Annotated in this window: 9 protein-coding genes and 1 pseudogene; 8 read left to right on the top strand and 2 right to left on the bottom strand. The window is 55.3% G+C overall.

What is annotated here, in order from left to right; genetic code table 11:
* Positions 1-433: 433 nt before the first annotated feature.
* The 3 genes from RBB77_RS01285 to RBB77_RS01275 are packed head-to-tail and all read left to right on the top strand — an operon-like array spanning position 434 to position 6,218.
* Positions 434-1,663 carry an efflux RND transporter periplasmic adaptor subunit gene (locus RBB77_RS01285; protein WP_353064375.1) on the top strand — a complete coding sequence of 410 codons (1,230 nt, stop codon included), beginning with the start codon at positions 434-436 and terminating at the stop codon, positions 1,661-1,663.
* Positions 1,664-1,665: 2 nt separating this feature from the next.
* Complete coding sequence (locus tag RBB77_RS01280; protein ID WP_353064374.1) at positions 1,666-4,830, top strand: efflux RND transporter permease subunit; 3,165 nt, start codon at positions 1,666-1,668, stop codon at positions 4,828-4,830.
* Positions 4,827-6,218: an efflux transporter outer membrane subunit gene (locus RBB77_RS01275; RefSeq protein WP_353064373.1), complete on the top strand. Its 1,392-nt coding sequence runs from the start codon at positions 4,827-4,829 to the stop codon at positions 6,216-6,218. Before RBB77_RS01280 ends, RBB77_RS01275 begins: the two co-directional genes overlap by 4 nt.
* A gap of 2 nt (positions 6,219-6,220) precedes the next feature.
* On the opposite strand, the gene RBB77_RS01270 is transcribed toward RBB77_RS01275, so the two are convergent.
* Complete coding sequence (locus tag RBB77_RS01270; protein ID WP_353064372.1) at positions 6,221-8,968, bottom strand: MGH1-like glycoside hydrolase domain-containing protein; 2,748 nt, start codon at positions 8,966-8,968, stop codon at positions 6,221-6,223.
* Between the two features lie 290 nt (positions 8,969-9,258).
* Between RBB77_RS01270 and RBB77_RS01265 the strand changes: the two genes are divergently transcribed.
* The gene (locus tag RBB77_RS01265) at positions 9,259-10,377 is read left to right on the top strand and encodes a hypothetical protein (protein ID WP_353064371.1); all 1,119 of its coding nucleotides are present in this window, start codon (positions 9,259-9,261) and stop codon (positions 10,375-10,377) included.
* Between the two features lie 201 nt (positions 10,378-10,578).
* On the opposite strand, the gene RBB77_RS01260 is transcribed toward RBB77_RS01265, so the two are convergent.
* Entirely contained in the window at positions 10,579-11,052 is a 474-nt protein-coding gene (locus RBB77_RS01260) for a nuclear transport factor 2 family protein (protein ID WP_353064370.1), read from the bottom strand.
* 331 nt (positions 11,053-11,383) lie between these two features.
* Between RBB77_RS01260 and RBB77_RS01255 the strand changes: the two genes are divergently transcribed.
* The 4 genes and pseudogenes from RBB77_RS01255 (at position 11,384) to RBB77_RS01240 (ending at position 13,397) form a co-directional block, all read left to right on the top strand.
* A complete protein-coding gene (locus tag RBB77_RS01255; RefSeq protein ID WP_353064369.1) occupies positions 11,384-11,737 on the top strand; it encodes a hypothetical protein in 354 nt (117 codons plus the stop codon).
* Positions 11,738-11,919: 182 nt separating this feature from the next.
* A complete protein-coding gene (locus RBB77_RS01250) occupies positions 11,920-12,366 on the top strand; it encodes a TIM-barrel domain-containing protein (RefSeq protein WP_353064368.1) in 447 nt (148 codons plus the stop codon).
* A gap of 80 nt (positions 12,367-12,446) precedes the next feature.
* Positions 12,447-12,803 (top strand): annotated as a pseudogene (locus RBB77_RS01245) (TIM-barrel domain-containing protein); the annotation flags it as partial.
* Positions 12,804-12,842: 39 nt separating this feature from the next.
* Positions 12,843-13,397 carry a DUF5110 domain-containing protein gene (locus RBB77_RS01240; protein ID WP_353067710.1) on the top strand — a complete coding sequence of 185 codons (555 nt, stop codon included), beginning with the start codon at positions 12,843-12,845 and terminating at the stop codon, positions 13,395-13,397.
* Positions 13,398-13,491: the final 94 nt, after the last annotated feature.

Genomic DNA, 13,491 nt, shown 5'->3' with positions numbered 1-13,491 from the left:
CGGCTACAGATCGGATCCGCGAGTTCGGCAAGTGACCGGGGCTCCTCGGACAGTTGGAGTCTCGGAACGTCTGACGCCCCTCACGCCAAGGAGCGAAAAAATAACCTCCAAGGTATGGTTATGGTGCTATCATGGCCATCTTCAAATAAGGAAAACTTCGAGCTGGCGGCAAATTTTGATATCCAGGAGTAAGGGCTGTGGCGCAGAAACGAACTCCCGGTTTCCCACTTTGCCGTTCTTCCTAATCACAATTGCTTACGCCGCTGTTCCTCGAAGAACGAGAAGCGGTCAGCTGGGGCTCCTCAATTTCGGGACTAATGTGTAACCGCTACAGGATGCACTCTCACGAGCGAGTTTTTGGAGCGGCGAGATATAAGGCAGAAGCACGTACCTCAACAGTGAGATGGCTCCAGATATCTGGCGGGGGAACAGAATGTACGCACGACCTAAGGTTCGGAGTCTCCTTTACTTCAGGGTGGACAAGCTGGGTGTACGTTACTTGCCGGATGAGCCGAAGCTCAGCGCTGATGTTGCTGCGATCGTTGCGGGTCTGATCCTGCTGTTTGGGAGCGTCGGTTGCGAGAAGAAGGAAGTTGCACCACCTCCAATGCCCCCGGCGGTTGAAGTCACCAATGTAGTGCAACAGAATGTTCCCACCTATCAGGTGTGGGTAGCGCAGCTGAACGGCCAGGTAAATGCGGATATCACCCCGAAGGTGCAGGGATACCTGTTGAAGCGCGCCTATACCGAGGGGTTCTTCGTTCACAAAGGTCAATTGCTGTACGAGATCGATCCTCGCCCTTTTATTGCGGCGCTTGACGAAGCTAAAGCGCAGGTGGCGGTTGCTGTGGCGCAGCGGACTGAGGCGGAAAATAATGTCACGCGGGATCGTCCACTTGCTGAGCAACACGCAATACCGCAGAAGCAGCTGGATACGGATATCTCCACACTCGCGGCCAACGTAGCCCAGGTGAACGCTGCGCAGGCGAGTATGGCTCAGGCGGAGTTAAACCTGTCTTGGACGAAGGTGTTGTCCCCCATCAACGGCTTGGCTGGTACTTCCAACGCGAACGTCGGCGACCTTGTGGGAACTACAACTAAGATGACAACCGTCTCGGATATCAATCCCATCCGGGCATACTTCAACATCAGTGAGAGCGACTATCTTGCCAGAGCGCGGTCGATCTCGCAGGCCGTAAGAGGTGACAGAGCACAAAGACCGTCCTTTCCGGTTGAGTTCATCCAGGCAAATGGAATCGCCTTTCCGGCGAAGGGCAAGATCATGCTTGTCAGTCGGGAGATTGCATCGCAGACGGGCACGATTCAGATTGCAGCGGACTTTCCGAACAAGGATGGCATACTTCGGCCCGGCGGCTTCGGCAACGTGCGCATCGAAACCGGAATGACCAAAGATGCGCTGCTGGTTCCGCAGGCGGCTGTTATCGAAGTGCAATCGATGTATCAAGTTGTCGTCGTCAGTCCGGAGAACAAGGCGATGTTTCGACCGGTCAAAGTGGGCGATCGCGTCGGGACGAACTGGATTATCACGGAGGGGTTGAAGCCTGGAGAAAAGGTCATCGTTCAGGGCTTCATGAAGGTGCGGGAAGGTACACCAGTCAGTGCCAAACCATATGTCGTTGCGTCCGTGCCCGAGGGCAACTGACTATGTCGAAGTTTTTTATCAATAGGCCGATCGTTGCGATTGTTATCTCGATACTGATGGTCCTCGCGGGCGTTGTGTCGATGTTGAGCCTACCCACCTCCCAGTTTCCGAACATTGCCGATCCGCAGATCCAGGTCATCGGCAACTATACGGGCGCGGATGCCCAGACTGTCGCGCAATCTGTGGCGACGCCGATCGAACAACAGATGTCTGGCGTCGACAACATGAACTACATGTATTCGCTGAACGCCAGCAACGGGCAGATGTCGTTGACGGTGGACTTCAACATCGATACCGTCGCAAGCACCGATCAGATCCTGACCCAAATGCGTGCTTCGCAGGCGAACTCGCAGTTGCCAAGCGCTGTGCTGAATCAAGGCATCACAGTTCAGAAGTCGACTGCGGCGCCGTTGATGCTGATCGATCTCAGCTCCCCCAACAACAGTTACGACAATATCTTTCTGGCGAACTACGCCACGATCAATTTGAACGATGCACTGACGAGGGTGCCGGGCGTCGCTTCGGTATCAGTGTTTGGCGCTGGTCAGTACGCGATGCGATGCTGGGTTGATCCGGATAAACTGGCGAGCCTGAAGATTACGGTTCCGGAGATTATCAGCGCGATTCAAGCGCAGAACAACGTGAACCCCGCAGGCCAGATCGGCGGTAATCCTGCTCCGCCGGGACAACAGTTCACCTACACGGTGCGGGCTCCCGGTCGTCTCCCTTCGGCGGAGGAGTTTGGTCAGATCATCGTGCGGGCGAGATCGGGCGAAGGCATACTGCGCTTGAGGGATGTAGCGCGAGTGGAGTTGGGAGCGCAGAACTACAATATGATTGGCCGATTGAACGGCAAGCCCGCTGCGCTGATCGCGATCTATCAGGCTCCAGGGGCAAACGCGGTTGCGACTGCTGCCGGAGTTCGGGCGTTGATGTTGGAATCGAAGACGCGCTTTCCTCAGGATCTCGATTATGTGGTGGCACTCGACACGACGCTTTCAGTCACTGCCGGGATCAAGGAGATTGAACACACGCTCTTCGAAGCACTCGCACTCGTCATCATCGTGGTCTATATCTTCCTGCAGGGATGGAGAGCTACGCTGATTCCACTGCTGGCGGTTCCGGTATCGCTTATCGGAACGTTTATGATCTTTCCGCTGCTGGGTTTTTCTATCAACACGCTTTCACTGTTCGGACTTGTGCTTGCGATCGGGCTGGTGGTCGATGATGCGATTGTCGTTGTCGAAGCTGTAGAACATCACATCGAAGCCGGTATGACTCCGCACGACGCGACCATCAAGGCGATGGAAGAGGTAGGCGGGCCTGTAGTCGCGATTGCTTTGATATTGAGCGCCGTGTTTGTGCCGACTGCGTTCATTCCGGGAATCACCGGACGACTCTATCAACAGTTTGCCGTGACCATCGCGGTGTCCGTCGCATTCTCGGCGTTTAATGCGTTGACACTGAGTCCAGCCCTTTCGGCCATGCTGCTGCGACCAAAAAAAGAATCTCGTGGTCCGCTGGGAGCTTTCTTTCGTGGCTTCAATCGCATCTTCGGCAGAGTGACGGATGGATACGTTGGCGCTTGCAGACATCTCATCCACAAAGCGGGGTTCGCTTTTCTGCTGTTGCTGGTGTTTGTAGTCGGTGCCGGATATTTCGGAAACAAGACGCCGGGGGGCTTTCTCCCTGATGAAGATCAGGGTTATATGTTTGGCGGTTTGCAGCTGCCGAACGCATCGTCACTCGAACGTACCTCAAACGCGTCGAAGGTCGTCGAAAAGATCATGATGGAGACGCCGGGCGTGAAGTATGTCAGCTCGGTGATCGGCTACAGCATGCTGAGCGGCGTGAATACCACGTACAGCTCATTCTTCTTTGTCTCTTTCAAGGATTGGGAGGAGCGCAAAACTCCGGAAGAGAGCTACGCCGGAATCAAGCGACACTTGATGGGTGCGCTCTCCAGAGTGACAGCGGGGATCGCTTTCGCTTTCCCGCCCCCGGCCATTCCGGGCGTCGGAACATCAGGTGGCTTCACGTTTGTTCTCGAAGATCGATCTGGCAGCCCAATAGAATTCCTGGAGAAAAACACGGGAGTGTTTATGGCGGAGGCGCGCAAACGCCCGGAACTAGCTGGAGTGATGACGACTGCATTGTTCGGCGTGCCGCAGGTGGGAATTACCGTCGACCAGGAGAAGGTGCTGACTCAACAGGTAAGTCTGGCGAACGTTTACCAGACTCTGCAGACGTTTATGGGCGGATCGCTGGTGAACTACTTCAACCGATTCGGCCGACAGTGGCAGGTCTACGTACAGGCAGAGAGCAACTATCGAACTTCAGTAGATAACCTTGGCAAATTTTATGTGACTAACGCCACCGGACAGATGGTGCCGTTGAGTACGTTGACGGGAAATGGTCCACGGAGCGGGCCAGAGTTCGTTATGAAGTACAACCAGTTTCAATGCGTTCAGATCAACGGTTCTGCTGCCCCCGGATATAGTTCGTCTGAGGCGATTGCAGCGCTGCAAGATGTATTCAAGAAGACGATGCCCAATGAGATGGGCTTCGATTATCTCGGCATGTCGTACCAAGAGGTTAAGGCCGCACAGGGAGTCAAACCGATTGTGGTCTTTGGGCTCTCCTTCTTTATTGTGTTTCTAATTATGGCTGCGCAGTATGAGAGCTGGACGCTTCCGCTGAGCGTTTTGCTCGGCGTTCCCATCGCAGTCTTTGGCGCTTTTGCCGCACTCTACCTGCGACGGCTCGACAATAACGTTTATGCGCAGATCGGTCTCGTGATGCTCATAGGGTTGTCTGCCAAGAACGCTATTCTCATCGTCGAGTTTGCCAAGGCGGAATACGAGGGTGGCAAATCGTTGATCGATGCTGCGCTCTCCGGCGCAAAGCTGAGGCTTCGACCGATTTTGATGACTGCGTTTGCCTTTATTCTTGGATGCGTTCCCTTGTGGCGAGCTTCGGGCGCAGGCGCTATCTCGAGGCAGGTACTTGGTACGGTGGTCATTGGCGGCATGCTGGCGGCTTCACTGCTTGCGATTTTCTTTATCCCCGTTAGCTTCGATGTGGTTGAACGCTTCGGCAATCTCTTCGGCAAGAAGAAGGAACCGGAGATCAAGGCAGAGTCTGCTTCGAAGGGGCCTATCACATGATCGGCACGAGAAAATTCGCGGCCGTCCTGGCATCGGCACTTCTGTTGAACGGTTGCAAGGTAGGGCCAAACTATAAGCGCCCGATGGTGGTGACGCCGGATCAATACCGAGGCGTCGCGCCTGACCTGCCCGGCCAACCTACTGCGCAGCCATTTGCGGAGATGCAATGGGAGACGGTCTTCCAGGACGAAACGCTGCGAGCACTCATCAGGGAAGCCCTGATCAACAACTACGACATGCTGATTGCTGCCTCCCGCATTCTTCAGGCGCAGGCAGTGGTGGGAATAACGCGTGCCAACCAGTTGCCCAATGTCTCTGGCTCAGGAGGCGTGGATTATCAGCGCAACGCTTTCGCCCTCAATGGGCCAACCGTGGATTCGCTGGGCATCTCGCTCAATTACATCGTGGACTTCTGGGGGAAATATCGCCGCGCCACGGAAGGCGCTCGCGCACAGTTGCTCGCAACCACCTATGGCCGCGATGTCGTCCAGACAACCTTGATCTCTAACATAGCAATCTCCTACTTCGCGCTACGGCAATTTGACGATCAATTGGATTTTTCGCAGAGAAACGTTGCCGCTGACAACGACATCGTACTGATTAACACCGTCAAATACACGGGTGGCGACAGCGCAATCACCGATGTGTATCAAGCTGACCTGCTGTTGCAACAGGCCCAGGCTCAGGTGATCAGTGCCCAACAATCGATCGCTCAAACTGAAAACCAGATCAGCATTCTTCTGGGGCGCAACCCAGGACCGATCGCTCGTGGCATGGCCCTGGTCGATCAACCGCATCTGGCCACTGTTCCGACCGGGCTTCCTTCGGCCCTGCTTGAACGTCGGCCCGATGTCAGGCAGAGTGAAGAACTCCTGGTCGCGGCGAATGCAAACGTGGGTGTGGCCAAGGCGGCCTACTTCCCACAGATATCTTTGACGGGTCAGTTTGGAGCGGCAAGCACTGCGCTGACCAGCTTCCTCCAAGGGCCAGCGACGGTGTGGTCGCTGGGTGGAGAGGTACTGCAGCCGTTATATGCCGGCGGCGCGATCACGAGTGCTTACAAACTCGCCTGGGCACAGCGCAATGAGTCGGAATTGACCTATAAACAGACGGCGCTGAACGCCTTTGGCGATGTAGCCAACAGTCTGGTTGGATATAACCAGGCGCGACTTTTTCGTATGAAAATCGAAGAGCAGACGAACACCTACCAGGAGACTGCGCGTCTTGCGAACGTACGTTTTTCAGGTGGAGTGACGAGCTTCCTTGAAGTGCTTGTTACTCAACAGCAGTTTTTCACTTCGGAGTTGGCGTTGGCTGCTGCCTGGAATACTGAGATGCAAAACTACGTTCAGCTGTATCAGGCATTGGGCGGAGGCTGGCAGCCATAGCCCTACTGCGCGCGGTCACGTGTCTCGCGAGCTTTGTAGAGGGCTTGAATGAGCGTCGCAGCTAGTGCGGTCCAGCCCGTCTGATGTGAGGCGCCGAGACCGCGCCCCGTATCGCCATCGAAGTACTCACTGAATATGATCAGGTCTTTCCAATACGGGTCGGTAGCGTAACGTCCTTCCCTGCCATGGCTGGGTCGGTGGCCATCCTGTCCGGGGAGAAAGAGATTCACCAGACGCCGTGCGATGTCCTCGGCAATCTCGATGAGGGGCCGTTGTTGGCCGCTGCCCGTGGGGTATTCGAGCCTGAAATCATCTCCATATACCAGCGAATAACGCTGCAACGCATTGATCAAAAGCATGTTCATAGGGAACCATACGGGGCCGCGCCAGTTACTATTGCCGCCGAACATGCCGCTGTCTCCCTCCGCAGGCGTGTAACGAACTCTGAGGCGCTGGCCGGCGAGCTCTACTTCGAACGGATTTTCATGATGATGTCGCGACAGGGCGCGTATGCCATGAGGGGAAAGAAACTCTGACTCATCGAGAACTCGTTGCAGAATACGTTGAAATCGATGGCGAGGTGCAATGGCAATCCATTGCGATCCATCGATTCGTTCGTTGGCGCACTTGGCTGTACTGACGTACTGCGAGAGTTCCTCCTTATTAGTTAAGAACCACTTCTTGCGTTTCTCGAAATCTTTCAATCCCGCTATCGTGTCGCGCTTCATAATGCAAACGGCGAAGAGTGGGGCGATACCAACCATAGAACGCACTTTCAGCGATATGCTGCGGCCATCGTCGTGATCTAACTTGTCGAAATAGAACCCCTCGTCTTCGTCCCACAGACCGGAGCCCCCGACAGAGTTGATGGCGTCGATAACAGCGATATAGTGCTCAAAAAACTTGCTGGCGATATCTTCGTAGGCCTTTGAGCGATGATGGGCAAGCTCGAGTGCGATCTGCAGCATGACCGCGCAGTACAGGCCCATCCACGCGGTGCCGTCAGCCTGATGCAGGTTTACGCCGTCCGGGAGAGCGACGGAACGATCGAAGACACCGATATTGTCGAGTCCTAAGAAACCGCCACCGAAGAGGTTCCGGCCCTTTTCATCGTTGCGGTTCACCCACCACGTAAAGTTCAGCATGAGCTTCTGGAAGGCGCGCTCCAGGAAGTCGAGATCGCCGACGCCGTTCTCATCTGCGCCTAAACGATAAACATGCAATACAGCCCATCCGTGAACGGGCGGATTGACGTCGCCAAAGGCGAATTCATACGCGGGCATCTGCCCATTGGGGTGCATGTACCACTCGCGCAGCAGGAGGAGAAGTTGATCCTTCGCAAACTCCGGATCGATACTCGCCATGGGAATCATGTGGAACGCCGTGTCCCACGCTGCGAACCAGGGGTACTCCCACTTATCGGGCATCGAAAGAATGTCTCGGCAGAAGAGGTGACGCCAGTCTTCCGACTTCTTCATCCGCTCCGGTGGTGGTGCAATCTGTGTGGGGTCACCGCTCATCCATCGCTCAGCGATGAAGTAATAAAACTGCTTGCACCAAAGCAGGCCAGCGTAGGCTTGTCGTGAGACGTTACGTTCCTCTGCTGTAACTTCCTTTGGGATCCGTTGCGCGTAGAAGGCATCTGCCTCAGACTTGCGTGTTGCGAATAGGACTTCTGCCTGCGCGATCTCGATCGCTGATGGTTCAATGTAAGCGGAGTTCTCGGTTTTGTCCTGAAGTGGCGTCTCACGATCGAGGCGTACGAGACGGAGGTAAAGCGTTTGGCTCGTGCCAGGCTCCAGAACGCATCGGTATAGCAGCGTGCTCTTTGTGCCGCTGCCCTCCTTCACCGCGCTCTGGTCCCCGTGAACAATGTAGCGATTGAAGCCGTCTTTGCTGAAATGGTCTGGGCCGTTGTAGTTTGGGTCCAGACGGCGCATGTTGCTATCGTTTTCGGTAAAGAGAAGACGCTCTGGCAACAACGTGTTTCCATTCAAAGGTTCAAAACGATATGTCCCCAAAATTTTATGCTCCGCTTTTACTTGGAAGGAGCCGGTCTGCGAGATGACAGGCTTTGTCTTCCCCGTTGCCTCCAGATTCTTCCACGACCAATTGTTGCGAAGCGTAAGCTGCGGCATGATCGTGAGCGGCGCCGCCTCCGGTCCGCGATTGTGCGCCGTGATCCGTATTAGCATATCTTCCACGTCGGACTTGGCGTACTCAATGAAGATGTCGAAGTAGCGGTTGTTGTCGAAGATGCCTGTATCCAGCAATTCATACTCGGGCATGTCGTAGCCACGCCGTTTGTTTTCTTCACGAAGTTGATCGTAGGGAAATGCACTCTGCGGATACTTGTATAGCGCCTTGCAGTAGCTATGCGTCGGAACTGCATCCAGATAATAGAACTGCTCTTTCACGTCTTCGCCGTGATTGCCTTCGTTGTTGCCGAGGCCGAAGAGCCGCTCCTTCAGGGTTCGGTCTTGCCCATTCCAGAGCACCGTGCTGAAGCATAAACGACACTGCCGATCTGTCCATCCGAGCAGGCCGTCCTCACCCCAGCGGAAGGCCCTGAACTGCGCCATCTCATACGGGAACGAATTCCATACGTCACCGTTAAAGGAGTAGTCCTCCCGAACAGTGCCCCACTGCCGCTCCGGCAGATAGGTACCCCATCGCTGCCAATTTTTCGTGCGATCTTTGTTTTCAGTAAGGCGTTGGTCTTCTGCGGTTTTCCGGGCTGTATCGGGCATGATCCATTCTCACTCAAACATAGGCTAACAATAGACTGTACAGCGCACTAGATCAGCCATACAGCGACAGAGCGGGGCTCCATCGACCGCGACCAGGTGGATGCAGCTTCGCTGCTGACGGAATAGCCCCAGTTGCCGCAACAGCCGGAGCACCGCGGAAGGTCGGTCATGAGCGCGAATTCGTCCCGGCTGATGAATTCTTGATAAGAAAGTAGGTCCGTGATTTGACGCGGCTTTGGCGGCGTTCCTATACTTCTTCACGCTCTATAGCCGATCCAAGGAGGAATTCTATGTTAAAGCGCTCGCTGCCGCTCATTCTCTTGATTGCCGCTGCCGCTTCTGGCGGGTACGCACAAGATGCATGGAAAGGTCATCAACCCACCCTCACTCCACAGCATAGTGGCACGACGCAGCTTCTGATCGCCGTCAGTCCGGTGAACTCCCGCGTAGTTTGGGCAGCTGGAACCGGTGGTACGTATGTGGTTACGACCAATGGCGGTGCGACCTGGAGATCAGGTGTCGTGCCGGGAGCCGAAAGTCTGCAATTCCGCGATGTGCAGGGCGTAAGCGATCGAGTCGCTTATCTGATGTCGATCGGGGACAACACCGGCGATTTTCGCATCTACAAGACGGAAGACGCTGGCGCGCACTGGACGATTCAGTTTACGAATAAGACCACGAACGCCTTCTATGACTGCTTCGCGTTCTGGTCGCCGGATCGTGGCATCGCGCACAGTGATTCGGTCAACGGAGTATTTCCCGACATTCGCACCGACAATGGCACAACCTGGCACTCGATCGCCCCCAGTATGCCGGCTGCCTTGGCAGGCGAAGCTTCGTTCTCGTCCAGCGGAACCTGCATTACGACACAAGGATTTCAAAACGCCTGGATTACTACCGGCGGCTCCAGCATTGCACGGATCCTGGCGACACGGGATGGCGGCTATACCTGGAATGCCTACGACACACCGCTCGTGAGCAACCCCAATGCGGGCGGCCTCTCGGTGGCCTTCCGCGATGCATGGCATGGCATAGTGGGCGGCGGCGACTTGACCAATGACAATGCAACTCAGGCCGCAACCTCGAGTGATGGCGGGCAAAAATGGACTCTAACCACCAAGCCCCCCATTCCAGGAGCGATCTTCTGTCTCGCGTACGTGCGCGGTGTTGAGCCCTACGATGATTGGTGGCATCGCGACGACGTCGGGCACAAACACGATCGGAGCGTGGTGATCACGACAGAAACTCAGCCGAACTTCAACTCCGGGGCAGCCGCCTGGACTCCCGATGAAGGCCAAACCTGGTACAAGCTTCCAGACGTAAGCGGTTACTGGGGAGTCGCATTTGCGAATCCGGAAGCTGGATGGTTTGTCGGCAACAACGGCCAGATTCTAAAGATTAGCTTTTAGCGTCCTGTCTCTCTTTCAAGTGCTGAACAACGATGATTTGTGCCAACGCAAAATCATGTTGTGATTCAGAAGTCCGCGAGCGAGCTGAAAAGAAGCGATTAGATCGCGGACTTCTTCGCCAGATGACAATCTTCTGCTCACTCGGTCCCGTCCTCTCGATGAATCTGCAGACGCAGCGGGATGCGGTGTGGAGTTGGGCGGCTACTTCGTTGGACAATCCTTTCGTCCGACATCTGCTGTGAGACTCGCAATCAGCCACTTTCCATCCTTGCGGACGAGGTTGAATAAATCCGTTCCGCAGTGATCTACCTTGCCGTCTATCAGAAATACGAACGGTGCCCACACCATTGCGACGTCATTATCGATTCGGATCAGTGGATCATGGATTCTCTCCTCAATGTGTGTCTTTCCCGACGTTTGCACCCGATCTGCGAAAGCTTCGAAGGTTATCTGAGTCAAAGTTCCATTTCGCATTACCACCATAGTTCCGTCGTGCAGGAGAGGTTCTTTAATCGCCGCGGCGTTGCGCGTGGCCATGCCTTCAAACATCGCTTGGACGGGCGCAAGAACCGCTTGCTCTTCCGTTGTTGTTGCGTAGAGTGCGGGAGTCAGAAGGCCGGTGGCCGCTGTTCGAGCGACAAGCAAAAGCGAGCGCACCAAAAGAGTAGTCTCCATGGAGCTTCATTTTAGCTTTAGCGAGACTGACCTTTCTTTCCGCGCCTGCGGTTGCTTCGTGGAGATTCTCATTGCCTAAATCAGCAAGAGCAGAAGGGTTAAGATGAGCGTGCGCGCCAATAACTTGTCGATGAGTGCACAAAGGAGATGCTTGCATGCGTGTTCTGGGGACTACGAGCCGTGAGATCGGTTCGCTGCATTGATGTGCTGCGGTCTTCGCGCATGGTGGTGACGGTTGCGCCCGCGGGTAGGCGTGGGCCTGAGTCGGTGGCCGGGGGTGAAGGGGACGCGGGCAGATATTGCCAGGTTTTTTAATGGATCTACGCCGGGAGTGGGAATTTCGATCAGGACACCGGAGGGGGAGTCATTGCGGGAGATGCAGGGATGGCAGATGTCGGTGCCGAACCATAAGGATGGAAACGCGGATATTTTGTTTGACCGGCGGCCTACGGATGCGCCCTTCTTTCAGGTAGGGGCTACGTTTGCTTCGCCGAAGGACGAGCACTACTACGGCCTGGGACAAAATCAGGAAGGGTATCTCGATCGGCGGGGACATGTGGTTCGTTGTGCGCACGACTGCAACGCTCCAGCGGGGCAGAGCGTATGTGTTCCTTTCATAGTTACAAATAGAGGATATGGAATCGTTTGGGATAATCCTTCGGCCACGACGGTGTCGTGGGTTTAATGATGTGACGCGATGGACGTCGAATGTGGGCCAGAGGGTTTCGTTCTTCGTGATTGCAGGTAAGACGTATGACGAGATTTACGCAGGATATCGGCTGCTGACGGGAGATGTGCCGATGCTGGCCGAAATCGGCGTATGGGTACATCCAGTGCAAGCAGAGGTATACGAGCCAGGAGGAGTTGATGGCGGTGGCGCGAGGGTATCGTGGACGCCATCTGCCAATTGACGACCTCGTGATCGACTGGTTTCACTACACGAAGATCGGTGAGATGGATATGGATCCGGCGCGTTGGCCTGACCCCGTCTCGATGAACAAGCAACTGCACGCGATGAACTTTCATACGATGATCAGCGTCTGGACGCGGTTTGTGCCCGAGAGCCGTTACTACAAGACGGTTTTGACGAATGGGTGGTTCGAGGCATTGGCAGATGGGACGCCGACAAATGGGCTGCCGTACGATCGCGCGGGGTCGGATATTGATTCGACGAATCCTGAGGCGGCGAGGTGGTTCTGGGGAATTGTGAAGGAGAACTATGTTGCGAAGGGGTTCGATTCGTTCTGGGCGGATGAGACGGAGCCGGACCTGCCGCCGAATGGGAGCTATTGGCATATCGGGCCGGGGACGTAGTACTTCAATGTGTTTCCGCTGTTTCATACTGTGGCGTTTTATGACGGGTTCAGAAGGGATTTGAAGACGCGGGCTTTGATCTGGCTCGTGATTCTTATCTCGGGGCGCAGCATAATGGGGCGGTCTTCTGGTCTTCGGATATCAATGCGAATTGGGATACGTTGAAGCGGCAGGTCCCGACGGGGATTAACTTCGTAGCGTAGGGAATGCCCTACTGGAGCACGGACATTGGCGGGTGGTAGTATCTGCCGGCGGTGCACAAGCCTGAGCGGACGCCGTTGATCGATCCTTCGGATGCGCGTGCAAATGTGGGCGGCTATGACGACTATCCGGAGCTGTATGTGCGGTGGTTTGAGTATGGGGCGTTTCAACCGAACTTTCGGAGCCATGGCAGCCGGCCACAGAATGAGGTGTGGTCGTATGGGAGGCAGGCTGAGCCGATTCTCGAGAAGTATCTCAAGTTGAGATATGAGCTTATGCCATACATCTACTCGCTCGCGCACGGAACGCACGAGAATGGCGCGCCGTTTATGCGTGGATTGTTTATGGACTTTGGCGATGATCCGAAGGTGGTCGATGTTGGCGATGAATATATGTTTGGGCCATCGCTATTGGTCGCTCCGGTGGTGGAGCAAGGCGTCACTTCACGCGAGGTATATCTGCCGGCTGGGACGGATTGGTATAACTTCTGGACGAATGAGCGGATGCACGGCGGGCAGACGGTGATGGTGGCTGCGCCGATTGATGTGATTCCGCTGTTTGTGAAGGCGGCGTCGATTCTTCCGCTAGGTGAAGCGGTGGAGAGTACAAATGAGCGGCAGAGGCTCGCGAAGGTGAAGGTCTATCCAGGTGCGGATGGGGAGTTTGAGCTGTATCGCGACGATGGGACAACGTATGAGTACGAGCAGGGAAAGTCGGAGCTGACTCGGTTCCATTGGTCGGATAGGACAAAGAATCTGACCCGGACGGGGACGAAGGCTGAAGTGGTATCGGAGGATGGATTGGTGGAAGTGGTTGGGGCGGGGCACTAGATACGGCAGATCTTTGTGATTAGTGGCTGTCGGTTGCACGAGTCTCGGGTAATTGTGCCCTTTCTATATTGTCTGGACGTAAGATGATTGCACG

Origin of the sequence: Tunturibacter psychrotolerans, assembly GCF_040359615.1 — a bacterium.
GTDB classification, from domain to species: domain Bacteria; phylum Acidobacteriota; class Terriglobia; order Terriglobales; family Acidobacteriaceae; genus Edaphobacter; species Edaphobacter psychrotolerans.
The sequence above is the reverse complement of the archived record's forward strand: the minus strand, read 5'-3'. Positions and strand labels throughout refer to the sequence as shown.

Excerpts from the sequence above, each read along its gene's own strand:
- RBB77_RS01270 (WP_353064372.1), bottom strand. The coding sequence starts at position 8,968 with ATGCCCGATACAGCCCGGAAAACCGCAGAAGACCAACGCCTTACTGAA.
- RBB77_RS01260 (WP_353064370.1), bottom strand. The coding sequence starts at position 11,052 with ATGGAGACTACTCTTTTGGTGCGCTCGCTTTTGCTTGTCGCTCGAACA.
- RBB77_RS01250 (WP_353064368.1), top strand. The coding sequence starts at position 11,920 with ATGGCGGTGGCGCGAGGGTATCGTGGACGCCATCTGCCAATTGACGAC.
- RBB77_RS01265 (WP_353064371.1), top strand. The coding sequence starts at position 9,259 with ATGTTAAAGCGCTCGCTGCCGCTCATTCTCTTGATTGCCGCTGCCGCT.
- RBB77_RS01275 (WP_353064373.1), top strand. The coding sequence starts at position 4,827 with ATGATCGGCACGAGAAAATTCGCGGCCGTCCTGGCATCGGCACTTCTG.
- RBB77_RS01280 (WP_353064374.1), top strand. The coding sequence starts at position 1,666 with ATGTCGAAGTTTTTTATCAATAGGCCGATCGTTGCGATTGTTATCTCG.
- RBB77_RS01285 (WP_353064375.1), top strand. The coding sequence starts at position 434 with ATGTACGCACGACCTAAGGTTCGGAGTCTCCTTTACTTCAGGGTGGAC.
- RBB77_RS01240 (WP_353067710.1), top strand. The coding sequence starts at position 12,843 with ATGCCATACATCTACTCGCTCGCGCACGGAACGCACGAGAATGGCGCG.